This window comes from Caballeronia sordidicola, assembly GCF_002220365.1.
Classification (GTDB): Bacteria; Pseudomonadota; Gammaproteobacteria; order Burkholderiales; family Burkholderiaceae; genus Caballeronia; species Caballeronia sordidicola_C.
The window spans coordinates 73,918-97,416 of the sequence record NZ_MTHB01000278.1 but is presented as its reverse complement, the minus strand read 5'-3'; the positions used below and the strand labels follow the sequence as shown (position 1 = coordinate 97,416).

At 60.3% G+C, this 23,499-nt stretch carries 18 protein-coding genes; 6 read left to right on the top strand and 12 right to left on the bottom strand.

Annotated elements, in window-relative coordinates:
• Positions 1 to 37 precede the first annotated feature (37 nt).
• From BSU04_RS40540 to BSU04_RS40530, 3 genes are all read right to left on the bottom strand, one after another.
• Positions 38 to 1,417: an MFS transporter gene (locus BSU04_RS40540; RefSeq protein ID WP_089165820.1), complete on the bottom strand. Its 1,380-nt coding sequence runs from the start codon at positions 1,415 to 1,417 to the stop codon at positions 38 to 40.
• A 46-nt stretch (positions 1,418 to 1,463) separates the two neighbouring features.
• Complete coding sequence (locus tag BSU04_RS40535) at positions 1,464 to 2,714, bottom strand: metal-dependent hydrolase family protein (protein WP_089165819.1); 1,251 nt, start codon at positions 2,712 to 2,714, stop codon at positions 1,464 to 1,466.
• Between the two features lie 192 nt (positions 2,715 to 2,906).
• Positions 2,907 to 4,091, bottom strand: a complete 1,185-nt coding sequence (locus tag BSU04_RS40530) for an acyltransferase family protein (protein WP_089165818.1) — start codon at positions 4,089 to 4,091, stop codon at positions 2,907 to 2,909.
• Positions 4,092 to 4,425: 334 nt separating this feature from the next.
• On the opposite strand from BSU04_RS40530, the gene BSU04_RS40525 reads away from it, so the two are divergent.
• Entirely contained in the window at positions 4,426 to 5,646 is a 1,221-nt protein-coding gene (locus BSU04_RS40525) for an acyl-CoA dehydrogenase family protein (protein ID WP_089165953.1), read from the top strand.
• A 62-nt stretch (positions 5,647 to 5,708) separates the two neighbouring features.
• Here the strand turns inward: BSU04_RS40525 and BSU04_RS40520 are convergent, their stop codons facing one another.
• The 5 genes from BSU04_RS40520 to BSU04_RS40500 all read right to left on the bottom strand — a co-directional run bounded on the left by BSU04_RS40520 (position 5,709) and on the right by BSU04_RS40500 (position 13,265).
• Positions 5,709 to 8,630, bottom strand: a complete 2,922-nt coding sequence (locus BSU04_RS40520; RefSeq protein WP_089165817.1) for a patatin-like phospholipase family protein — start codon at positions 8,628 to 8,630, stop codon at positions 5,709 to 5,711.
• Positions 8,631 to 8,949: 319 nt separating this feature from the next.
• Complete coding sequence (locus BSU04_RS40515; RefSeq protein ID WP_089165816.1) at positions 8,950 to 9,915, bottom strand: glycosyltransferase family 2 protein; 966 nt, start codon at positions 9,913 to 9,915, stop codon at positions 8,950 to 8,952.
• A 311-nt stretch (positions 9,916 to 10,226) separates the two neighbouring features.
• A complete protein-coding gene (locus BSU04_RS40510) occupies positions 10,227 to 11,057 on the bottom strand; it encodes an IclR family transcriptional regulator (RefSeq protein ID WP_089165815.1) in 831 nt (276 codons plus the stop codon).
• A gap of 52 nt (positions 11,058 to 11,109) precedes the next feature.
• Complete coding sequence (locus BSU04_RS40505; protein ID WP_089165814.1) at positions 11,110 to 12,429, bottom strand: MFS transporter; 1,320 nt, start codon at positions 12,427 to 12,429, stop codon at positions 11,110 to 11,112.
• 65 nt (positions 12,430 to 12,494) lie between these two features.
• Positions 12,495 to 13,265 carry an SDR family oxidoreductase gene (locus BSU04_RS40500; protein WP_089165813.1) on the bottom strand — a complete coding sequence of 257 codons (771 nt, stop codon included), beginning with the start codon at positions 13,263 to 13,265 and terminating at the stop codon, positions 12,495 to 12,497.
• Positions 13,266 to 13,529: 264 nt separating this feature from the next.
• Between BSU04_RS40500 and BSU04_RS40495 the strand changes: the two genes are divergently transcribed.
• Complete coding sequence (locus BSU04_RS40495) at positions 13,530 to 13,733, top strand: cold-shock protein (RefSeq protein WP_031363642.1); 204 nt, start codon at positions 13,530 to 13,532, stop codon at positions 13,731 to 13,733.
• Between the two features lie 118 nt (positions 13,734 to 13,851).
• Here BSU04_RS40495 and BSU04_RS40490 read toward each other — a convergent pair whose 3' ends face one another.
• The 3 genes from BSU04_RS40490 to BSU04_RS40480 form a co-directional block, all read right to left on the bottom strand.
• Entirely contained in the window at positions 13,852 to 15,315 is a 1,464-nt protein-coding gene (locus BSU04_RS40490) for an amino acid permease (RefSeq protein ID WP_089165812.1), read from the bottom strand.
• A 327-nt stretch (positions 15,316 to 15,642) separates the two neighbouring features.
• Complete coding sequence (locus BSU04_RS40485; protein WP_089165811.1) at positions 15,643 to 16,761, bottom strand: 3-deoxy-7-phosphoheptulonate synthase; 1,119 nt, start codon at positions 16,759 to 16,761, stop codon at positions 15,643 to 15,645.
• 189 nt (positions 16,762 to 16,950) lie between these two features.
• On the bottom strand, positions 16,951 to 18,252 hold the full coding sequence (locus BSU04_RS40480) for an MFS transporter (protein WP_089165810.1): 1,302 nt from the start codon (positions 18,250 to 18,252) through the stop codon (positions 16,951 to 16,953).
• 163 nt (positions 18,253 to 18,415) lie between these two features.
• Here BSU04_RS40480 and BSU04_RS40475 point away from each other — a divergent pair, with 163 nt between their 5' ends.
• Together BSU04_RS40475 and BSU04_RS40470 are read left to right on the top strand one after the other, a co-directional pair.
• Entirely contained in the window at positions 18,416 to 19,144 is a 729-nt protein-coding gene (locus tag BSU04_RS40475; protein ID WP_089165809.1) for a FadR/GntR family transcriptional regulator, read from the top strand.
• Positions 19,145 to 19,299: 155 nt separating this feature from the next.
• The gene (locus BSU04_RS40470; protein ID WP_256983842.1) at positions 19,300 to 20,619 is read left to right on the top strand and encodes an MFS transporter; all 1,320 of its coding nucleotides are present in this window, start codon (positions 19,300 to 19,302) and stop codon (positions 20,617 to 20,619) included.
• A gap of 147 nt (positions 20,620 to 20,766) precedes the next feature.
• Here BSU04_RS40470 and BSU04_RS40465 read toward each other — a convergent pair whose 3' ends face one another.
• Positions 20,767 to 21,648 carry a manganese catalase family protein gene (locus tag BSU04_RS40465; protein ID WP_089165808.1) on the bottom strand — a complete coding sequence of 294 codons (882 nt, stop codon included), beginning with the start codon at positions 21,646 to 21,648 and terminating at the stop codon, positions 20,767 to 20,769.
• A gap of 378 nt (positions 21,649 to 22,026) precedes the next feature.
• On the opposite strand from BSU04_RS40465, the gene BSU04_RS40460 reads away from it, so the two are divergent.
• Complete coding sequence (locus BSU04_RS40460; protein WP_089165951.1) at positions 22,027 to 22,446, top strand: CopG family transcriptional regulator; 420 nt, start codon at positions 22,027 to 22,029, stop codon at positions 22,444 to 22,446.
• 44 nt (positions 22,447 to 22,490) lie between these two features.
• Complete coding sequence (locus BSU04_RS40455) at positions 22,491 to 23,492, top strand: extracellular catalytic domain type 1 short-chain-length polyhydroxyalkanoate depolymerase (RefSeq protein ID WP_089165807.1); 1,002 nt, start codon at positions 22,491 to 22,493, stop codon at positions 23,490 to 23,492.
• Positions 23,493 to 23,499: the final 7 nt, after the last annotated feature.

The window sequence follows — 23,499 nt, the reverse complement described above, 5'->3', positions numbered from 1 at the left end:
AGTGCCGCATGAGTGCCGCTTGAGCCCGTCGATCTCGCTAACTGCGCAACTGCTGCGCCGCGATGTCTTCAAGCGACCGTCCACGCGTGGGCACGCCCATCAGCACCACGGCCGCCGCACCGATCAGCAGCACAAATGTGGTCGCCCCGAACACGCCTGGAAAGCCCAGCCGCGGGTAGACGTACCCGACCAGGATAGGGGCGGCGATTGCACCCAGCCGACCGATTGATGAGGCCAGCCCCGTGCCTGTTGCGCGGACATCGGTTGGAAAAACCTCGGGCGTGTACGCATAGACACCCGCATACGTGCCATTCATGAAGAACGACAGCAGCACGCCCGACAGCATGATGCCTCCGTCACTGCGCGTGAGCGCCAAGCCCAATGCCGAGACGCCTCCCAGCACCATGTACGACGCAATGGTCGCCTGTCGGCCGATCTTTTCGTTCAACCACGCGCCTGAGAAATAACCCGGCATTTGAGCGATATAGATCACGAGCGAGTACGAAAAGCTGCGCGTGATCGTCATGCCGTTCTGCACGAGCAGGCTCGGAATCCACGTGAAGAACGCGTAGTAACTGAAGGTGATCGAAAGCCACATGAGCCACGTCATGGTGGTGATGCGCGCGAGCTTGCGTGACCAGAGCGCCTTCACGTTCGCGAGCACCGAAGCACGTTCTGCAGCGACAGGAACCTCCGCATCGGCGGCCGCATCGTTTGCCGGCAGGGGCTCCAGTTTCACGCCCGCCGCCATCAATTCGGCCTCTGCCTGCGCGACGATTACCTCGGCCTCGGCGTGCCGTCCGCGCGCGACCAGCCAGCGCGGTGATTCGGGCAAGGCGCGCCGCCACCAGAGCAACATCACGATCGGCAGAGCGGTGATCACCATCACCACGCGCCACGCGTTCGGTGCAAGCGGGATCACGAGGTAACCGAGCAACGCAGCCGCCACGAAGCCAAATGAGAAGAAGCCGGCGAGACTGCCCGTGAACGCACCGCGATACCGGCGCGCCACGAACTCCGACAAGAACGGTGCGACGATCGCGCTTTCGGCGCCCGTGCCGAGTCCGGCGACAATGCGTGTCGCGAGAAAAAACGGCCAGTCGTGCGCAGTTGCGCTGGCCAGCGATGCGATGCAGTAGATCACCAGCGCATACATCATCACGCGCCGCCGTCCGATCAGATCGCCGAGAATGCCGGCGAGCATTGCCCCGAGGAAATAGCCGATGAACGTGCCGCTGCCGAGCACGCCCGTCTGCACGCTGCTGAGCGACCACTGCGTGCGCAGCACCGGCAGCAGGAACGCGAGCACGGCGGCGTCCATGGCGTCGAAGGTGTAGCCGAGACCGCCCATCAGCAGCAGCCGTCGATGAAAGGATGAAAACGGCATGCGTTCGATACGGGCGGAAATCGTTGACATGGGTAACGCGCCTCGCGGTCAGGAATGAACGGATACGGCTTCGGGTTTAAGCGTGCTCGAGTTCGTCGAAGTGGATGTGGCCGCCTTTCATCACGAACGGAATGTGTTCGCCCTGACCGAGCAGGCAATCGATGGATCGTAGTGGATTGCCGTCCACAACCAGCACATCGGCGAACGCGCCTGGCACGAGGCGGCCGAGTTTGCCCGTCATGCCGAGCACGTCGGCGCCTACTACCGTTGCGCTTGCTATGGCTTCAGCCGGCGATAAAACCTCGGCGCGCAGCCGGAATTCATCGCTTTGCAGACGCTGCGATTCACCCAGCAGGTCCGTGCCGAAGCCCATGCGCACGCCCGCGCGTTTCATGATCTCCAGGGATCTGAGGCCGGCTTCGTGTACGTCGGCGACCTTCGCGAGGCTCGCTTCGGGCAAGCCGTATTTGCCGCCCTCGCTGGCGAGCGCTTCGTAGGTCACCAGCGTGGGAACCACGAAGGCATCGTGCTCCGCAACGAGACGTGCAGTCGCGTCGTCGATGAGATTGCCGTGCTCGATCGTACGCACGCCGCAGCGCACCGCGCGTGCGATGGCGTCGGGCGTGTAGGCGTGAGCCAGCACGTAGGTCTGGCGGCCGCGCGCCTCGGCAACGATCGCGCGGATCTCGTCCTCGGAGTATCCCCATGCACCGACGGGGTCGGTCGGCGAGGCAACACCGCCGGATGCCATGATCTTGATCTGGTCCGCACCCATCTGGAGTTCCTCGCGAACGGCGCGTCGCACCTCGTCCACGCCGTCCGCTACTCTCGTGAGAGCGCCGACGCGGACGCAGCAACCGCAGGGTGCGTCGGGTGGCATGTAATCGCCGCGCGTGCGCATGTCGCCGTGACCGCCGGTCTGGCTTAGCGCACGGCCGGAGACGAACATACGGGGGCCTTCCGCCAGGCCGGCTTCCACGGCTTGCTTGAACGGGTAGCCCGCGCCGCCGGCATCGCGGATGGTGGTGAACCCGCGTCGCAGCATCGCGCGCATCAACGGCACGGCGCGCAACGTGACGAGCACGTTGGGCAAGGTTGCCACGCGTGGCAGATTGAATTCGACCGCGATGACATGCACGTGAAGATCGATCAGGCCGGGCATCAGCGTCTTGCCTTTCAAATCGATCACACGGGCACCGGTGGTTTTGATCGGGCGGTCGGAGACTTCCTTGATTCGGCCCTCTTCGACCAGCACCTCGTGGCCGGGGATGAGTTCTGGCTGCAATGGGTCCAGCAGCGCGCCGTTGCGAAACAACACCGACGTCATCGCGACTCTCCTGAGACAGTGGAATCCGGGGCGCGGACTGCGGGAGTGGCGCGCCAGCTTGCATACTGCATGAGCAGCAAACTATACGCCGCGCGCGGGCGAGCGCGCTAGCGTGTCATTAATTGCATAGGGAAAAGTGGCGGGGTAAGCGGCAAGAGTTCTGTCGTCGTTGGCCGGCCGCCCGACGCGGGATCACGCTTGGTTTTCTTTGGAAGTTGGCGCGGCGAACGCAGCACTCAGAGGGTCCCTGTGACCAACCCGCCTTGAAATGGCCGAGAATCGTGTCCGGATGCGCTTGCGCAGGGGCTCTTCGTAAAATGTGAAGATCAGCAGGCTGGCCACCACGGCGAACAACATCGCGATCCAGCCATTCGATTGCCTGAACCCCGCTATATAGGCGAGATAGGCTATGGGCACGTGAATCAGATACAGCGAATAACTTGCCTCGCCCAGCCTGATGAACGCCCGCCGATTCAGGACGTTGATCACCGGGCGTTCGAGGAGCGCGAGCCCCAGGATCAACGCCGCGAACCACGGCGAGGCGAGGTAGAACGCAGGAGAAACCGGACGCCAGAGTCCGAGAACCGTCAGGGCAATCAACGCGATGCTGACGAGCTTGATGCCCAGTGCGTGCCGGCTCACACCTTGTTCGCGCAGTTGGTGAAACAGGATGGCGGCGTAGATGCCAATGACAAATTCGAACAGGCGGGTGAGCGGCAGGCCAACGACCAGAAAGCCGCTGCGCGACAGCGGCAGGAACGCTTGCAGGAAAGCGATCCAGAGCCCCTGTATCAGGAAGAAAACGATGCACGCGAATGTCAGCCGCGCTAAACGCATGGACAACATCTTTCGCAGCAAGAGCGGAAACATCAGGTAGAAAAATGCTTCGCACGAAACGCTGTCGGAGGGTCCGTTCCAGGGCTGGTTCACCGCAGCAAACGGGAACCATGCATTCAGCAACAACAATTGGCAGACCAGGCTCACGCCCAGCGACAGGATCACGTGATTTTTCAACGCATACCACTGCGTGAGCAATGACGGATCGCTGCCGTTCAGCAGGTACAACGTGGTTGGCACGCACAACGCCAATCCAAGCAATATACCGGGATAGATACGTGCAAACCGCGCCTGATAGAAAGGCCGAGGGCCCTTGAATGGCAGTTGATCGCGGTAGGTAAAGGTGAGGATAAATCCGGACAGCACGAAGAACAGGGAAACGGCGGGGCGACCCCCATCGACGAAATTGAAGATCTGCTTCGGGAGACGGAGTAGGCCAAGTTCTGAGTAATGCGAAACAACTACCGTGATAGCCGCAAGAAAGCGGACGCTGGTCAACGCCGGTAGAGAACCGCCAGACTGGTTTATCCGCGCATGCAATGTGTGCTCCCGTTTTTCCGCTGTTTTAGCGCTTTGGCAGGTTATCACCGTGTGGGTGGGATCAATGTCCGGGAACGCTCACAAAGCGAAGTTGGCGGACCACTGCGTAACTTTGGCGGCATTCGGCGCCCTCACCGTGCCTGGCGAACGAGCGCTCGAACAAGGCTATGATTGTCCCCAGAAAACTCGCCCGGCGCGTTACTCGCCGGTCCGGCGCATGGCTATCAGGACGGCGTCAGGCAACGTCCCGGCATCGGCGCCGTTTGACCGATCAACCCGAATATGGCGTCACGCGTCTCGTGTGGCACTAAAAAGGAGACCCTGCATGAGCAGCATGGATGTTGTACAGACAGAGCGTGCGAGCGAAATAGCCAAGCGTGTGGCAGAGTTCGTGCGCACGGTGGTGGTTCCATACGAACGCGATCCGCGTTGCGGGAGTCATGGCCCGAGCGAGGAATTGGTGCGCGAACTGCGCGGCAAGGCCCGCGCTGCGGGCGTTCTCACGCCGCATATCCTGGCCGGAGGCGACCATCTAACGCAGCTCGAAACCGCAACCGTCCTGAAGCAATCAGGCTTGTCGCCGCTTGGCCCGGTCGCCGTGAATACCGCGGCGCCCGACGAAGGCAACATGTACCTGATTGGCAAGATCGGTAGCGCAGCGCAGAAAGAACGGTTTCTCGCGCCGCTCGTAGCAGGCGATGCCCGCTCGGCATTCTTTATGACCGAACCTGCGTCCGATGGCGGCGCGGGCTCCGATCCGTCCATGCTTCAGACCACGGCCCGACTCGATGGCGAGCACTGGGTTATCGACGGCACGAAGGCCTTTATCACGGGTGCTGAAGGGGCATCGGTCGGCATTGTGATGGCGCGCAGCAACACGGGCGAAGACGGAGACCAGAAGGACGGCAAGGTCAGGGCGACCATGTTTCTCGTTGACCTGCCGCATCCCGCCATTCACCTTGAGCGAATCCTCGACACGATCGACAGCTCAATGCCCGGCGGCCACGCGGTGGTGCGTATCAACGGGTTGCGCGTGCCCGAGAGTCAGGTGCTGGGTGAAGCGCACGAGGGCTTCAAATATGCGCAGATCAGGCTGTCGCCCGCGCGGCTCTCGCATTGCATGCGCTGGCATGGCGCGACCACGCGAGCGCATGAGATCGCGACGCACTATGCCTGTACGCGCCGCGCATTCGGCAAGTTGCTGATCGACCACGAAGGCGTGGGGTTCATGCTCGCGGAGAACCTGATCGATTTGCAGCAGGCGGAACTGATGATCGACTGGTGTGCAGCGGTACTCGATGGCGGTTCGCTCGGCACCTCCGAAAGTTCGATGACAAAGGTCGCCGTGGCCGACGCGCTGTTCCGCGTGGCCGACCGCTGCGTGCAGGTCATGGGCGGCACCGGTGTGTCGCGCGATACGATAGTCGAGCAAGTGTTCCGTGAGATTCGCGCGTTTCGTATCTACGATGGCCCCACGGAAGTACACAAGTGGTCGATCGCCAAGAAGATCAAACGCGACACGCTCTCAGGGCTTGACAGGACCCAAGACGGCTAGCAAGCACTGAAAATCGCAATGAGTCTGGCGCTCGCCGAGCCAATGTCCAGGCTCGCGCCGGATCAGCCGAACAACGCGCGCGCTTGCGAATACCCGAGCGCGCGATGCGATTCCCACTGGACGTCGTCGAAAAACTGGTCAGCGGTTGTTTCATGCGGGAAGTCGGGACTGGTGTTCTTGTATTGACGTACGTCGTGAGGCGCGGCCGCGCTCAGGCGGGGTTTGATCGCGAGGATCTGACCAGTGCGTCCGTCCGGAAATTTGGCCATCAGGCGAATCGCGAGGTAGTCGGGACCTTTTGCAAATGCATCGAACGATTTGGCAATCAGGCTTGCGTTGAGCCTCAGACCGTCGGGCGCAGCGATCCTGCATGATGACTCGAAAATTTCGATGCCGAAGTCGACGCGAACACGCCGCATCAGGTTGGCCAGGTCCTCGAATGCATAGGACGGATCGCAACCGTTGTCGAAGATGACAATGAACGCCAATTGGCGACGCAGCAATTCGTACGCGCCGGTGTTCTCGAAGTGGCCGCCGTCCGTCAAATACCAGCGCCGTCCTCGTGGCCCGTCGAATTGCCCGAGCAGTTCGCTGGTCAGGCAGAACTGCGTGCCGAACACCTTCTCGCGAAAAATGCGCTTCGGATCCTTGTTGTCGGGAAGCGGAACACGCGTGCGCGGGCTGCTTCTCGTACCGTGGCGAAATGGCGCAGAGTATGTGTCCCACCAGTAACCAAGGCGAATATTGGCAATGCCCAACAGCAGCGAATAACCCGGACGCGTCATTTGTCCCAGTCCGGTACTCACGGCCGCGCCCGAGATGGCGATCCAGTCGCCCAACGTCAGCGACTCGAGCCAGATGTTCGGCGTTGAGTGTCCGGACAGGGTATGCATAGCGGGTGTGGAAATGTCATTCGCGCGACTCCAGTCGCATTTCAGCACGCCCAGTTTCGCGCCTACGGTCATACCAGCTGGCCCGATGCTCATGATCATGCCGCGCGCACCGCGCTGGACCAGCGAAGAATCCCAGTCGATGGTCTTGTTGATCGTTGTGTTGATCAGATGCACCGGCGCACAACTCTGGCCGTGGTAATACTGGCCCATCGCAATGCTGTCGCCGGGAACGAGCGAAGTGACGTCGCGGCGGTTCGCATGATCGAGCCGGAGGCGGTTCGTCGCGCCAATAAACGCGCGCGTGAGGCGCGTGCTGTAAAAGCGCTGGTAGGTCGAGAGATTGAGAAACTGGATGCAAAGGCCATCGATGACTGCGAGCATCAGTATGACGAGGCAGGTAAGTCCAAGGAACAGCAGGCCGCCATGATTGGCATCCCGCCAAGTGCTCGATAAGCCATCGAGAAGGGCGGTCTTGCGCGCATAGTGCCTTAATCCGGCATCGGCGGCGCGGGCGGCGATCGACCAGAACGTCAGCGTGATCAACGCAGCGAGTATGGCGGCGACCGAGGCGAGTACGATCTTCGGTACCTTCATGATCTGATTCGTGACGGTGCTGCCCTCGGACAAAAAAAACTTGGCCGCCGCCCAGATCGCCGCGCCGGAACCCGCCAGCACGCCGAGCGAAGCAGGCACGAATGCGGTATCGGCAGAGGCGTCGGCAGCCGCGGCTGTTGCGGCATCGCTCGACGCCGCGAGCACGCACATGTGCGAAGCGGTGCCCGAGCTCGGCAAATGGCCGGCGAGGACGGGCGCGCATGCATAGCCTAATTGACCAAGAGCGTCGATGGCCGCGATGGCGGCTGCCCAGATCATGACCTGGACAGGACCGGAGAAGAAGCGATGCCGGCCGATGCGAAGTGGTGTGGTGTACGCGTTCGTCAGTGCGTTGCGCAAGCGATCCGCGAACGCGCGGCTATCGAGGCGAGAGGCGGGGCTCGCTCTCGAACCGGCGCGCCACGCCATTCCCGAACTGCCCGGCGATGCATTGCGGTTGACGAAGCTCCATGCAATAGCAAACGTAACGACGGCAAGAATTTCGGTCAGGATAACGAACCATGAACCAATTCCGACGAACGAGTAATTGATCAAGGACGATGAGGAAGTCGTTGAATGCACCGGCAACATCGTCCCAGGCCGATTGATCTCCACGCTGACCAGCGCGATCAAGGTCACCAGGATCAGCGAGGCAGCAGGCAATACCTTGTAGGCCGAACGTGTCCCTTGGGCGAGATTTTGCGTGAGCCAGTATGCGCGGCTCAAGGGTGAAACGAGCAAGATGGAAATGCCTATCGCCAGCAAGCCCGGAACGGATTTGAGCAACGGATGCCAATGCTCGGCGAAACGGGCGAAGTGGAAGATCGTGTGATTCGCGAGACTGATCCACAGCAGGACGGTCAGCAGCGACACACCAATGACATATTGCAACGCGAACCAGTTGCGCAGCGAGAACGCGATGGATTGCAGCACGTCGTTCATGCCGTTCGGCACGAGGTAGTTGCAGTTATCGCGGAGGTACGAAATCGGCGTGACCGAGGTGGGCGTGGCCGCGCATGTCTTCGGGCCGAGCGCAGCGGCAGCCCTCTGTGCGTGCGTTTTGAACTCGCTCGCGGGTGTTTGCGCTTCGCCCTTACGCAACGTACCGGGGACAAAGAGGCTGCCATAGAACGCGCCAATGTAGCTGCCACCCGACACCGTCGACACATAGCCGAAGTGTCTCAGCACCTGCTGATCCGCCATGGCTTGAAGGACGCCGAGCGAGAATACCGCGCTGCGAATACCGCCGCCCGAGATGGCGAGCCCCGGTATGCCGGAGGCGTCGTGCGGGTTCTCGGGATGATCGTCAGGCAGCGGTTCAAGTCCGACCGCTCGCCTGTGACGCCGCGCTTGCGCAATCTCGATGTCGATGAAGTCCGACGGCAGCGTGGAGGCCGTATGAATTTCGGCGTTGGCGGCGCAGGGTGCCGGTGGAAGCCGCGCCCTGCGCTTTTCAAGCAGGTGGCGTCCGAACAAACAGGCGATGAGCTTCAGCATGGCGGATTTTCCCCGAAAAACTTTCGTGAGTCGGACGCTCTATTGCTTGGTGGGTATTCGGTGTTCGTGCCGCATAGACAGGTACGCCATGGCTCGGGCGCGAAATTGTCAGATCAATACATGAACGGTTTGCCGTTATTGCGGCGCCTGTCGAATGTACTGCAAAGTGTTTTACGTGGGGAAGGTTTCACGATGACGCAGCAGCACGCCGGTCGATATTGAGGAATAGCGGGGGATGGTGAAGCGAGGCACGCTCGGTTCAAGCCCGGTCTCGTCGTCGCGAACCGCAGCTTGAACCTTGGGCCGAAGCGGCGCTGTTTCAGCCGTTCTGCGTGCTGCTTTTGTAGCTTCCCGAACTGGCGAATCCCTTGAGTATCAGCATCAGGTGGAAGTAGAGCCGTTTGCTGAGCCCATAGTTGTACGCGTACAGATGCGCGAGCGCGATGCTCAGTCCCTGCATGGGTTGATGATTGCGCGCATACACCGAGACCACGATTGGCACGATCCGCTTGAGCGCCAGTTCACGCGCCGGCTCAAGGCTCTTGTCCAGCTTGAGTGCTTTAAGAAAGTCGTAGGCCAATACGGCCGCGGCGGTGGTCGAGCGCGCCGTGGTCTTGGACATCGAAACGTCGGTCTTCCGATAAAACGACACGTATTCCTTGAGGTAATACACCTTGCGCGCAGCTATGCAAATCTGCGCGCCGAATACGAATTCGCAGCCGATGCCGTATTGCTTCCTATAGCTGATTTTCTTCACCAGATCCGCATTGGCTAGCCAGCCATTGTTCGGCATCATCTGGATCAGGCCAGTGCGTCCGGGAGTGTCTTGCAGGCCGACCACGGCTTCCGTGCGGTGGTAATCCGTATTGAGCTGTTGGCTCGCTTCCACGTCAACGCGCCCGGTATCGTCCATTTGATATTGGTCGCCGAATGCGATTTCCAGGTCTGGGTAGAGATTCCAGACCGACAGCAGGCGTTCTATACAGTCGGGTTTGAGCGCATCGTCATCGTGAATCAGGAGGATTTTATCGCCGGTGGCACGTTCGAAAAGACTGGCGATATTGTCCGCCTGCCCGAGCGGCGGTTCATTCTTCACATAGGAGATGCGCGTTTCGTGCAAATACGTTGTATCCATCAGGTTACGCGTGCGGATATCGCTGGAATCGTCCCCAATGACTATTTCAATGTTCGCGTGGGTTTGAGCCAGGCACGAGGTAAGCGATTCCATCAGCAATTCGGGGCGATTGCACGTTGGCAGGCAAATCGAGATTTTGGTCTGTCGCATGATGTCTTCACCGTGGGCTGAATGGTTGGATCGACCGGGCGCATTCGGGTTAAACCAGGAATAGCGGCGTCGGGTGATTGAAAGACTGCGTAAGGACGAGCGGCGTTGCTGGTTTTATACGGTTGCGCATTTATTTCGTCAACGCGATTAAATGGCGCGAAAACCAGCGCTGATTTATTTTTATTTTTTACTCCGCGAATGCTTAATTGTCTGATTTATTTACCAGTCAATAGCAATCGAGTGGATTGCAGATGCGCGCACGGGCGCTTCAGTGACGGCAATCGAGCGCCCGTGCCCGGGCAGGCATCGGTTTATTCGCCTTCCAGGTTGTACCCGCTGAACCCCATGAGCGCGGACAAGCGCCCGGTCATCTCGCCGACCATCCTGCAGACCTCGTCGAACTCGGGATTGACCTTTTTATCGATACGTTCCAGATACGGTACGTTGACCGCCGCCACGGCGTCGCCGCTGCTCCCGATCACCGGGAATGCCACGTTGGTCACACCGCGCATTTGCCGGCTGGGCACGATCTCATGTCCGCTCGCGCGAATCTCGTCGAGCAACGCGAGCAAGACGGCGGGTTCCACGTCGTTCTCGCCTTCCACCCGTGTATGCGCGGCGAGCATGCGCTCCCGCTCGGCGAGATCGCGGAAAGCGAGCAGCACGTGGCCTGACGAGGTATCGGTCAGCCCCATCACCGCGCCGACTTTCAGCCCGAAGGACCATCGCTCTGGACTATCAACTTGCGCGATGACAGCTACGCGACCGCTGTGATAGATCGACAAATGACACGACTGGCGCGTCACGTTCGCCAGATCGCGTAACAGCGGCAGCGCCATGGCGGTCAGCGATCGAATGGGCTGTTGCCGGTGCGCCATCTCGAACAGCTTGAGCGTCAGCGTATAGCGGTCGTTATGATCGCCTTGCACATAACCGCGGCGCTCGAGCGTCACGACCATGCGAAAGATTTCGCTTACGGTGCGACCGAGTTTCACGGACAGTTCGTTGAGTGTGTAACCCTCGGCGGTATCCACGAGCACGTCGAGAATATCGAGTCCTTTTTCGAGGGCGGGCGCGGCGTAGCGCGGGCTGTCGGTGCTCTCTTCGGACGCATTCCGGGAAGATTTTAGAACTGTATTCATGGCAAGGGTGGGATTGAAAAAGAGCGCGTCGTCACCAAGCGGACCGAGACCGTCAAAGCGCTTGATCGCGGTTGGCGATACGAGCGGGCAAGCCGAACAGGATCAGAAGGGCCGCGAGGATAAGAACCGCGGCTATAGCGTACAGACCACCGGACGGCACACCGGTGATATCCACCACCTTGCCGACCAGATACGGGCTGATGATGCCGCCCAGATTGCCGATGGAGTTGATCAGCGCAATCCCGCCGGCCGCTGCCGTGCCGCTCAGGAACGCAGGCGGCAAGGTCCAGAACACCGGCAGGCAGCCGATCGCACCCACCGCTGCAATCACGAGCGAGATCATGGCAAGGGTGGTGTCATGAGCGAAATACGCACTCAGGATATAACCGATGCCGCCTACGCCGACCGCCAGTCCGAGGTGCCAGCGGCGCTCGCCGTGCCGGTCCGAACTCCTGCCGAGCGCTACCATGCCGATGCCCGCTGCCGCATACGGAATCGCGGTCAGCAGACCGATGGTCATTGGGCTCGTGATGCCGGTGTTCTTGATCAATTGCGGCATCCAGAACGTCAGTCCGTAAAGTCCCATCAGCATGAAAAGATAGATAAGCGAGAGCAGCAGCGTGCCGGGTTGGCGCATGGCGTCAATGAATTTGTGCGACGTGCCGTGATCCTCGCGGTCGAGGTTGGCTTGCAAAACAGCCTTCTCTTCAGCACTGAGCCACTTCGCGCTGCCAATGCGGTCATCGAGAATGGCCAGCACCAGCAAGCCGAGCAGGGCGGTTGGCAAGCCTTCGAGCAGGAACAGCCACTGCCAGCCCGCCAATCCGCCCAGACCGGCGAAGCGAGTCATGATGAAGCCCGACAAAGGGCCGCCGATCACACCCGAGATTGAGATCGACGTCATGAAAAGCGCATTGATACGCGCGCGACGCTTGGCCGGGAACCAGTACGTGAAGTACAGGATGATGCCCGGCAAAAACCCCGCTTCGGTCGCGCCAATCACGAAGCGCAGCACGTAGAACCACTTTTCCGATGTAACGAACATCATCGCGGCCGAAGCGATGCCCCACGAGATCATGATGCGCGCGATCCAGACGCGCGCGCCTACACGGCTCAGGATCAGGTTGCTGGGAATCTCGAAGATGAAATAGCCCACGAAAAAGATGCTGGCGCCTAAACCATACGCAGCATTCGAGAGGCCCAGGTCGCCCTGCATCTGCAGTTTGGCGAAGCTGATGTTGACGCGATCGAAGTAGGCGAAGATGAAGCAGACGATCAGCAACGGCACGATCCGCCACACTGCCTTGCGATACGCATTTTCTTCAAGCGCGGCGACTTCCGGGCTCGCCGCCAGCGGAATCGATCCTGACATGGGGGTCTCCTCTTGTCGTTGTTATGTCATTCTTCATATTCTTAAGCTATACGAAGCAATCAGCATTAATTCGACCAGCCGCCGTCGATCATGTGAATTGCGCCGGTGGTGAACCCGGATTCATCGGAGGCGAGGTAGGTCACCAGTGCCGCGACTTCTTCCGCACGCCCGACCCGTCCAATAGGCTGACGCGCGACGAACGCGGCACGAACCTGTTCTTCGTCCAGATGCGATGCCGCCGCCTGACTCGCGATCCGCCCACGCAGCGACGGTGACTCGATTGTGCCGGGGCAAATCGCGTTGCAACGAATGGCCTGCCCGACGAAATCGGCGGCCACGGACTTGGTCAAACCGATCACGGCCGCCTTCGACGCACCATAAACGAAGCGGTTCGGCACGCCCTTCACGCTCGAGGCCGCCGAGGCCATGTTGATGATCGATGCCCCTTTTCCTGCGTCGATCATGGCCGGAAGGAACGCGCGAATGGTCCGGTACATGGCTTTGACGTTCAGGTCGAAGCTGAAATCCCAATCCTTGTCCGTGCACTTGAGGATGTTGCCGTCGTGGACGTAGCCGGCGCAATTGAACAGTGCGTCGAGCGGGCCGGTCGTTGCGGCGAACGCGTCGACATCGGCAGAATCCAGCACATTCAGGCGTGCGGTGCGCAAGGTAGAGCCTTCACCCGCGTCGCGGGCGAGTTCGGCGAGGGCGCTTTCGTCGATGTCGGTTGCCCAGACGTGGGCGCCTTCAGCGGCGAGCATGAGCGCGGAAGCCCGTCCGATGCCTTTGCCGGCCGCTGTCACCACGATGTTTTTGCCTTCGACACGCTTGACCATGGATGCTCCTGTTTTCGGTGGTTGGTCCCGTCGATGCGGTTCCCCGCATGGGTTTCGGGTGTAATTTTCACATATGAAAAGAATTTTTATAAGTGAAGGTAAACGCGAGGATGCGCAGGGAGGGGCCGCGGACGCGGCTTCAGGGAGGATTTTTCGCCGGTGCAGGCGCACGGCATGGGCGGTCAGTCGATGCGGGAAAGAAGCGGCGCCGACGAAAACCACCGCGCGTGATACCGTTCCCCTTTTTCCAGCCAGGAGACGGCCATGCCGACCGGACGAGTAAAGTGGTTCAGCGATGCAAAGGGTTTTGGTTTCATCACGCCTGACGACGGCAGCGAAGAGCTGTTCGCCCATTTCTCGGAGATCAAGACTGAAGGTTTCAAGTCATTGCTCGAGAACCAGAAGGTGAGTTTCGATATTGGACAAGGCCCCAAGGGCAAGCAGGCGTCGAACATCCAGCCTGCCTGACGCCCTTGCGTGAGAGCCCGTTAAATCCTTTTAGACCTCGCTGAATCCGCCGGCGCGGCTGGTCAGCGTCGTGCTGAGCGCCAGATTCAGCCGCCGCTGCACGACGCACGCTGCACTGTTATCCCACGTGCCGCTCCGGATGCCGCAGCCGCGAGTTATTGCGTCCAAAAAAGAAGTAGATCACGAGCCCGATTACTAGCCAGACCACCAGGCGCATCCAGGTCACGAGTGGCAGGCCGGTCATCAGGAGCACGCAAAACAGGATGCCGAGAATCGGTACGACCGGCACTCCGGGTACACGAAACGGCCGGTTCGCACCCGAGTCACTGCGCCGCAAATAGATCACGGCGCCGCACACCAGGACGAAGGCGAACAGCGTCCCGATACTCACCATCTCGCCCAGCACGTTGATCGGCGTGAACGCCGCGACGATTGCGACAACAGCGCCAATCATGGTCTGGCTGAGGTGAGGCGTCTTCAAACGCGGATGAACCCGCGCGAATAATCCCGGCAGCAGGCCATCCTGCGACATCGTGAAGAAGATGCGGCTCTGCCCATACAACAGCACGAGGATCACGGTCGTGAGACCGGTCAGCGCGCCGATCTTGATGAGGATGGAGAACCAGGTGAGGCCAATCACGTCCACGCCCTTCGCAATCGGATCGGGCACGTTCAATTCGCCATAAGGCACAAGTCCGGTGAGCACTCCCGCCACCGCTATGTACAGGATCGTGCAGATCACGAGTGACCCGAGAATGCCGATGGGCATGTCGCGCTGCGGTTTTTTGGCTTCCTGGGCACAGGTTGATACCGCATCGAAACCGATGAACGCAAAGAATACGACCGCGGAGCCGCGCAGGATTCCGCTCATGCCAAAGTTGCCGAACTCGCCGGTGTTTGCCGGAATGAACGGATGCCAGTTCGCGGGGTGCACGAAGAACACGCCCAGCGCGAGAAACGCCACCACGACAAACAGCTTGATCGCAACCATGACGTTGTTGAGCCGGGCCGACTCCTTGGTCCCCATCACCAGCAGGAGCGTCAGGATCGCGATGATGAAGACGGCCGGCAGGTTGACCAAACCTCCCACCGACGTGCCGTCGGCAAGCTTCACCATGGTGCCGGGCGCGGCGGCCAGCCTGGGTGGAAGGGTTATGCCCAGATTGTGCAGCAGGCTGACGATATAACCCGACCATCCGACCGCAACGGTGGCTGCGCCCATCGCGTATTCGAGGATCAGGTCCCAGCCGATGATCCACGCAAACACTTCACCCAGCGTGGCATAGGTGTAGGTGTAGCTGCTGCCGCAGACCGGCAACATGGCAGCGAGTTCGGAATAACACAGGCCGACAAAAGCGCAAGCAATCCCGCCCAGTATGAACGACAGGATGATGGCGGGTCCCGCGAACTGCGCCGCGGCCGTGCCTGTCAGCACGAAGATGCCGGCGCCGATGATGGCGCCAATGCCCATTGCCGTGATGCTGAGCGCACCTAGTGTCTTCGCTAGCGGGCGCTCGCCGCCGTCAGCACTCTTGACGATATCTGCAACGGATTTGCGCGCCATGTAACTCGTGTCAGCCATGATGTGTCGCCTCGGTCGTACGCTGGTGGGCACGAATCGAACCGGACGCATTGCCCGGTTCAACTTGCGGATCACTACGAAAACGCTTTATGCAAGACGACTCACGACGACCCACTGCAAAGAGTGAATGACGTTGACGGATTAAGTCTATGCCGAATGAAATTTATTGTGAAGCTGTGCAATGACCCTATCTTGCACCGGCGAGGGTGCAAGATAGGTGTGGCATGGGAGGTGCTGCGCGCGAGAGTTGATCATCGCGTGAGCACGCGATGTGTCTGCGGGAACGCAATGTTCCACGAAGCTCGGGGAGTGTCGTGGCGAGTCTGATCAGTGCTTGCGGCGCTCACGTACTGCAGCAGCGAGCGTTTGCAATACCGGTTCGGTTTGCGTCCAGGCGAGGCAAGCATCGGTAATGGAGACGCCGCGGCGCAGTTCTACACCCGGTTTCAGGTTTTGCCGGCCTTCTTCCAAATGGCTTTCGATCATCACGCCAATAATGCGCGAGTCGCCGCCGCTGAGTTGGCGCGCGATATCCTGACCTACCTCGATCTGGCGAAGATGCGACTTGCCCGAATTCGCATGCGAGCAATCGATCATCACCTGCTCGCGAAGTCCCACTTCCTTGAGGGCGGCACAGGCGGCGGATACTCCTTCGCTATCGTAGTTCGGCCCCTTCTTGCCGCCACGCAGGATCACGTGTGCGTCCGCGTTGCCGCGGGTTTCGAAGATGGCAGCCATGCCCATCTTGGTCATGCCCATGAACGCATGGCTTGCATGGGCCGCGACAATGGCGTCCGCTGCGATCTGTACGCCGCCGTCGGTGCCGTTCTTGAAACCGATCGGGCAGCTCAGTCCCGACGCCAGTTGCCGATGGCTTTGGCTCTCTGTCGTCCGCGCGCCAATAGCGCCCCACGCAATCAGGTCCGCAATGTATTGCGGGCTTAGCAAGTCAAGAAACTCGGTGCCCGTCGGCAAGCCGATACCGCTGATATCGAGCAGCAGCTGGCGCGCGCGGCGCAGGCCTTCGTTGATCCGAAACGTGCCGTCCAGCAGGGGGTCGTTGATGTAACCCTTCCAGCCCACGGTGGTACGCGGTTTTTCGAAGTACACGCGCATCACGATCAGCAGGTCGTCGCGCAGTTCGTCGGCGGTGGCCTTCAGCAGGTGCGCGTATTCAAGCGCCTGGTCATGGTCGTGAATCGAGCAGGGCCCAACGACAACGACCAGCCGGTCTCCGCGGCCTTGAATAATGTCGGCTATTTCAACGCGGCTTTTTTCAACCAGCGTCTGCACCGCGAGCGGCACAGGCAGGTCGTCTTGCAGCAGCGCAGGCGAAATCAGCGGACGGACGGCGCCGATGCGGACGTCGTCGATGCGGGTCGTGTCTTGCGTCGAGTCGGCACGGCCGGCCTCCTGATCGTGAAACGGGTTGTCGAGGCGGCTCATGGGATGGTTCTCCGGAAACAGGGTGACAGCCCGGGATTATCGCATTTGGACCGCGCTTTGGGACGCGCCTGAGACGCAGGCGCTTGCTCGCGCCCGGGTCGGATTGGCTGAAATCCGGCGCGTCCACAAGCGCGAGTGAAATAATCGGCCGCCTCGATCCTTGAACTCAATCCTTGTTCGACTCAATCCTTATTCCGCCAGCGCGTTCTTGTCGGGACCCGAACGCGGCTCGACCATCACCTTGACCACGATCGTCAGCAGCACAGCCAGTACGAATACGCCGGCGGCCAGGAAATAGAGGCCATCTGCGAGATTGCCGGTGTGCTGCTTGATCGCGCCGACCGCGAACGGTCCAATATAACCACCGAGATTGCCGATCGAATTGATCAACGCAATGCCTGCCGCCGCTGCCGGCCCCGCCAGGAAGCGGCTGGGCAGCGTCCAGAAGATAGGTTGCGCTGCGTACAGCCCGAACGCGGTAAAGCACAGCGCGCCGAGTTGCACGACGGGTGATTGCGCGGCCGCGGATACAAACAAGCCCGCCGCACCAAGCGCGGCGCTGCACGCGATGTGGACCAGGCGCTCGTCGGTTTTATCGGAGTGACGCGGCACGATCAGCAATCCGGCGACCGCAAACACGTATGGAACTGCCGAGAGAAAGCCGGTCGTCAAGTTGCTCACGCCGAAGCCCTTGATGATGGTGGGCAGCCACATCGACAGGCCGTAGATGGCGAGCGGATAGGGCAGGAAGTAGAGGGCGAGCAGCAACACACGCACGTCTTTCAGCGCGCGCAATGGGTTCGCATGTTCGACCACTTCCCCGGTGCGTTTCTCCTCGTCGAGTTCGGCTTTGAGCCAGGTGCGGTCTTCAGCGCAGAGCCATTTAGCGTCGCCGGGAGTATCGGTGAAAAAACGCAGCGTTGGCCATGCCAGCAAGATGGCCGGCATGCCGGTCAGGATGAACAGCCACTGCCAGCCGTGCAATCCCGCCACGCCTTCCATGCCCAGCAAGCCACCGGCGAGCGGTCCCGTCACGATCAGCGCGAACGGCTGGGACAGCAGGAACAAGCCGAATATGCGCCCGCGATGCCGAGCCGGAAACCACTGGCTCAGATAAAAGACCACGCCAGGGTAAAACCCCGCTTCGGCCGCGCCGAGCAGGAAGCGCAGCACGTAGAAGCTGGTCGGCCCGTTGATGAGCGACATTGAAACAGTAATGGCGCCCCATGTGATCAGGATGCGCGCGAACCATCGACGCGCGCCGAAGCGCACGAGGAAGACGTTGCTCGGCACTTCACACAGGAAGTAGCCGATGAAAAACAGGCCCGCGCCGAGACCGTACGCCGCATCACCAATCCCGGCATCCGCGTTCATTTGTAGCTTTGCAAAGCCGAGCGTAGAGCGGTCAACGTAGGCGACGAGATAGAGCAAAATGAGAAACGGGATGAGCTTGGTCGTCATCAGCCTGATGACACGTGTTTCGCGATTCACTGTTTTGTCTCCGTATTCTTTTTAATCAAAGTAATACTAAACCCTGTCTCCGAAGCAACCCGAGCGCGTTTACCCGCGATGTAGTCATACTATTTGGACATTTTTGTCGTCGTGCTTATGCTGTGCGTACGCCGGTCAAGACTGAGGCTTTCTTTACCTGAACATGGACTATCGACATCTCCAGCAAGGCAAAAGCATGCACGGGCGCATCGTGCAGAACCTCGGCATGGATATCGTCGGCGGCAAGGTTGCGCCCGGCGAACGCCTGCCCGCCGAGGTGCTGCTCTGCGAAACCTATGGCGTGAGCCGCCCGGTCTTGAGGGAAGCAACGCGTGTGCTTGTGGCAAAGGGACTGGTGGTGTCGAAGCCGCGGGTAGGCAGTGTCGTCAGGCCGCGCGCCGACTGGCACATGCTCGATCCCGACGTGCTCTACTGGACCCTCAGCAGCGTGCCCGAAGGCGAGTTCTTCCGCTCGCTGCTCACAGTGCGGCGCATCATCGAACCGGCTGCTGCGGCGCTTGCGGCGACGAGTGGCAGCGGCGATGATCTCGCCCGGATCGAGGCGGCTTACCGGCGTATGGAAGCGGCCGCTACCGCGCCTGAATTGCTCCAACCCGACCTGGAGTTTCATCGCGCGATCATGGCTGCCACGCATAACGACATGCTGGCGTACATCGGCAATATGTTGTCGCTTGCATTGTCCGAATCCATTCGCCTGACCAGCCGTCATCCCGACACTCACGCGCTGTCCCTGCCGCGGCATAAGGCGATCCTCACGGCCATACAAAGCCGCGATCCCCTGGGCGCGCGTCAGGCGAGCCTGGTGCAACTCGAGAGCGCGCGGGTTGATGCGGACAGCGTGCTTGAAGATGGCGGTACACGCCACGCTTAGTCGTTATGTTTGTCTCCAATTAGTAGGAAATATAGTCAGACTATTTGATGGCTGAGCCGGGTTTACTCCGCTGCCTCTTTGAATGGTTGCGAAATATAGTGTGACTATTTAAAGCCTTGAAAAGGGCGTCCATTGGCGTACATGAGGAGCCGGATGTGGCTGACAAGCTCGTATCTCCCGCCGCGGTTGCGACCGGCGCCGGTATGAATTTTCGCTGGACCGTGCTGATATGGCTGGTGGCGGGCGGCATCATCAATTACATCGACCGCGCCAGTCTTTCCATCGCGGCGCCGGAAATGATTCGGGAGCTCGGGTTGTCGCGAACGCAGATTGGTTTGCTCGGTACCGTGTTCGCGTGGACCTACGCCGTGATGCAATTGCCGGCGGGATGGGTGATCGACCGTTTCGGCGCGAAGAAGGCCTACGCCGTTGCCATGATCTGGTGGAGCGTCGCGACCTATATGACCGGCGTGGTCGGGTCGGTCAGCGCACTGCTCGTCATGCGCGCGCTGCTCGCTGTTGGCGAAGCGCCGTGCTGGCCAACCTCGGCGAAGATTACAGCCGCGTGGTTCCCGACCAAGGAGCGCGGATTCGCCACGGGTATCTGGGATTCGTCATCGAAATGGGGACCCGCGCTTGCGCCCGCTGTGCTCGTTGCGTTGATGGTCGCGTTTGGATGGCGCTCGCTGTTTCATGTGGCGGGGTTTGTCGGCATCGCGTTCGCGATCGTCTTTCTCTTTCTTTATCGAAATCCCGAGCAGAGCAAGCGGCTTTCGAAGGAAGAGTTTGCTTATATAGAAGCGGGCGGCGGCGGGCGCGAGCGGTCGATCAGCAATTCAACCCACGAGTGGCGCGGACTGTTCACGCATCGCAGCGTGTGGGGCATGATCCTCGGCTACTTCTGCGCAATCTGGCTGTGGAACCTGTTCCTCGTCTTCCTGCCGCTGTATTTGCTTGATCGCTTTCACATATCGTTCGTACAACTGGGTATCTATGCGAGCATCCCGTGGATCGGCGGTGCTGTGGGCGAGATTGTCGTTGGGTATCTGACGAAGAAGATGGTCGATCGCGCAATGGCGACGCCGATTGACGCCAAGCGCATGTGGATCGTGATCTGCGCGATCGGCGCGGCGGTGTCGGCGGTGGCAATTCCTTTCGTTGATTCACTGGGTGTCACCATCACGCTGATGACGCTGGGCCTTGCATTTCTCGCGGCAATCATTGGCGCTGCATGGGCGCTGGCATCGGACGTTGCACCCAAGTCGATGGTCGCGTCCGTCAGCGCGATCCAGAATTTCGGCGGCTATTTCGGCGGCGCGTTCTCGCCAGTGGTGGCGGGGTTTATCGTCGATAAAACCGGCTCGTATTCGATCGCGTTGATTTCAGGCGGCCTGATTGCGGGATGTTCCGCGCTGTTTTACTGGTTCATGGTGCGGCGGGTCGTGCCGGAGGGAGGAGCGGATCAGGCGGCGTGAAATTTGGTCGTGGTTCTGCCCGATGTGCAGCTTTCGGGCAGGACACGCTTGGATCGAGTGACGTCAGCCTGGGTGAACGGCCACGCCAAGCGAACCGCGCGGCCTGATTTGTCCCGGCGCGCGGTCCCCTATGCGTTAAACGCGACCTCAAACCGCCGTCGCTTGCCCCGATCCAAGATCAGCGCCAGTAGTTGGATCCGAACTCTTGTCCGATGCCGTGCGTGCGGCCATAGCTTGCAACACATCAATGTCTTCCGCCGATACGCCCACGGTCGCAAGTCCATCGCCGCCATCCACGGCCGGCTGCGGATCCTCCACGAACTTCCAGTCGCCGCCTTCGTTCCACGGTCCGCGCAACGCCGGCTCGCTGCCTTGCGACATGTTGTAGTAGACGCTTGTAAATTCCGGCACGCCCGGCAATTTGCCTTGCGGGAAATTCGGCTGGATGGAATGCAGCGCCTTCTCGAAGGACTTCTGATGCGCAATCTCACGCGTCATGAGGAAACCGAGCGCTTCCTGGATGCCGGGGTCATCGGTGACATTGATCAGGCGTTCATACACGATCTTGGCGCGCGCTTCAGCCGCGATATTCGAGCGCAGATCGGCAGTCGGCTCGCCAATGGTGTCGATATACGCCGCCGACCACGGCACGCCCGCCGAATTCGTGAGCGCGGGACCGCCGCCGTAGAGAAGCGCTGTGGTGTGCGAGTCGTTGCCGCCGGACGTCATCGACCGATACAACTCCGCTTCCTGCTCGACCGCTTCGGCCAGTTGGCCCTTCGCACCTTTGTTTAGCATCGCGACGATTGAACCGATGATTTCCAGATGACTCAGTTCCTCCGTGGCGATATCGAACAGCAAGTCCTTGCGGCCCGGATCGTCCTCCCCCACGGCTTGAGTGAAGTAGCGACAGGCCGCGGCAAGCTCGCCTTGCGGGCCGCCAAACTGCTCGAGCAGCAGGTTGGCCAGACCCGGATTCGGCGCAGCAACGCGGACGGTGTATTGCAGGCGTTTGTTATGAACAAACATAGGTAGTACTCCTTTAATAGTTGATCGTTCAGTTTTTTTAAAGCGCGCGACAGACGTGCAGAAGCACGCGAAATGGTCGCGATGAAAAAACAGAATGAAGGTGGCGAATTGCTCCGGACAGCAACGCGATGCAAAAAGTCGCGTCGCACCCAACAATGGGCGCCCGGCTCTCAGAGCGGCGAAATGCTCTGGCGTGCAAGCGGCAATTTCGCCGCGATGAAAAAAAGGGCTGCGATGACCATTTCAGCATGGGCCGTTCCTGATGTGCCTCGTCCTGCTTTCCAGCTTCTCCAGACCGCCGCGAATTGGCAAAAAACCTTGACGCATCGCAAAAACCAGCCTATAACCATCTCATTGGATGGTATAGGGATGTTTTTGATGATTCAAAAAATTGAAGTACTCAGGCCGAAGGGCGGTGAGACGGAGAAGATCACGATCAACCTGGGTCCAGTGGACTTGGGGCAGATCGACCTGCTGGTGGAAGAGGGTTTTTATTCCAACCGCACGGACCTGATTCGCACGGCTATCCGGAATCAACTGGCGACGCACTCTCAGGTCGTGAATGAAACGGTGACGCGGCGCGCGCTGGTGTTAGGCATGCAGCACTTTTCGAAGCGCGATCTTGAGGCGGCGCGAGAGGCAGGTGAACGGTTCGACATTCAGGTACTCGGACTCGCGAGCATTGCTGCCGACGTGCCCGCCGAACTCGCGCTCGAAACGATCGCATCGATCGTAGTGCTCGGCGCTTTTCATGCCTCGCCTGCGGTGAAAGCGGCGCTGGCTGGGCGGATTGCCTAATGGTGCTGGTAGACAAGCAATAGCAGGGAACAACGGGAAAGGTTATGAAAATCAACGAAGGATTCCTGCATTCGATGCAGGATGCAATGAAGCTGCTGCGCGCACGCGGGCCGAAGGAAGCGACGGCGGCGCTGCAGCGTGCGCTTGGGGCGCACGCTCAGCCAACGCCGCAACCAAATACAGACGCCCCGGCTGTCACGTATCCGGGAACGTTCACGGCGCATACGTTCGCGAACGCCGCAGGTCATCGGAACTACAAGCTCTATGTGCCGAAGCACCACAGCGGCCACGCGCTTGCGCTGGTGGTGATGCTGCATGGCTGCACGCAGGACGCCGACGACTTCGCCGCAGGCACGCAAATGAACGCGCTGGCGGAGCGGGACGGATGCATCGTGGTGTATCCGGTGCAGCCGCAGGGAGCGAACGCGTCGAAGTGCTGGAACTGGTTCAAACCCGCCGATCAGCGGCGTGACAGCGGCGAGCCGGCTCTGATTGCAGGCATCACGCGAGAAGTGATGTCGAAGCACGCAGTTGACCCGGCGCGCGTGTTCGTGGCTGGATTATCGGCGGGCGGGGCGATGGCCGCCATCATGGTCCAGGCGTATCCGGATCTTTATGCTGCTGCATGCGTGCATTCAGGGCTGGCAGTGGGATCGGCTCATGATTTGCAATCGGCGCTGGCGGCCATGCGAGGGGGGAAATCATCTGGCGCTCGTCGCACGGACACACCAAAGCGACCGCTGATCGTGTTTCACGGCGATGCCGACGCCACCGTGCATCCGTCAAACACGGCTGAGTTGTTGCGCGGTTTCGGGGCTCAGGCCGTCGTCTTCGACGAGACTTCCCAAGGAGAGGCGGGCAAGCGCAAGAGCACGGTGGAACGACTGAAATCAGCGGACGGCGTTGATGCCGAGTTGTGGCTCATTCATGGCGCTCCGCACGCCTGGGCGGGAGGTAGTGGAAACGGTTCGTACACCGATGCAACGGGTCCGGATGCGAGCACGATCATGATGCGATTTTTCCTCGATCATCCGCTGCAAGATTGACCGGTAA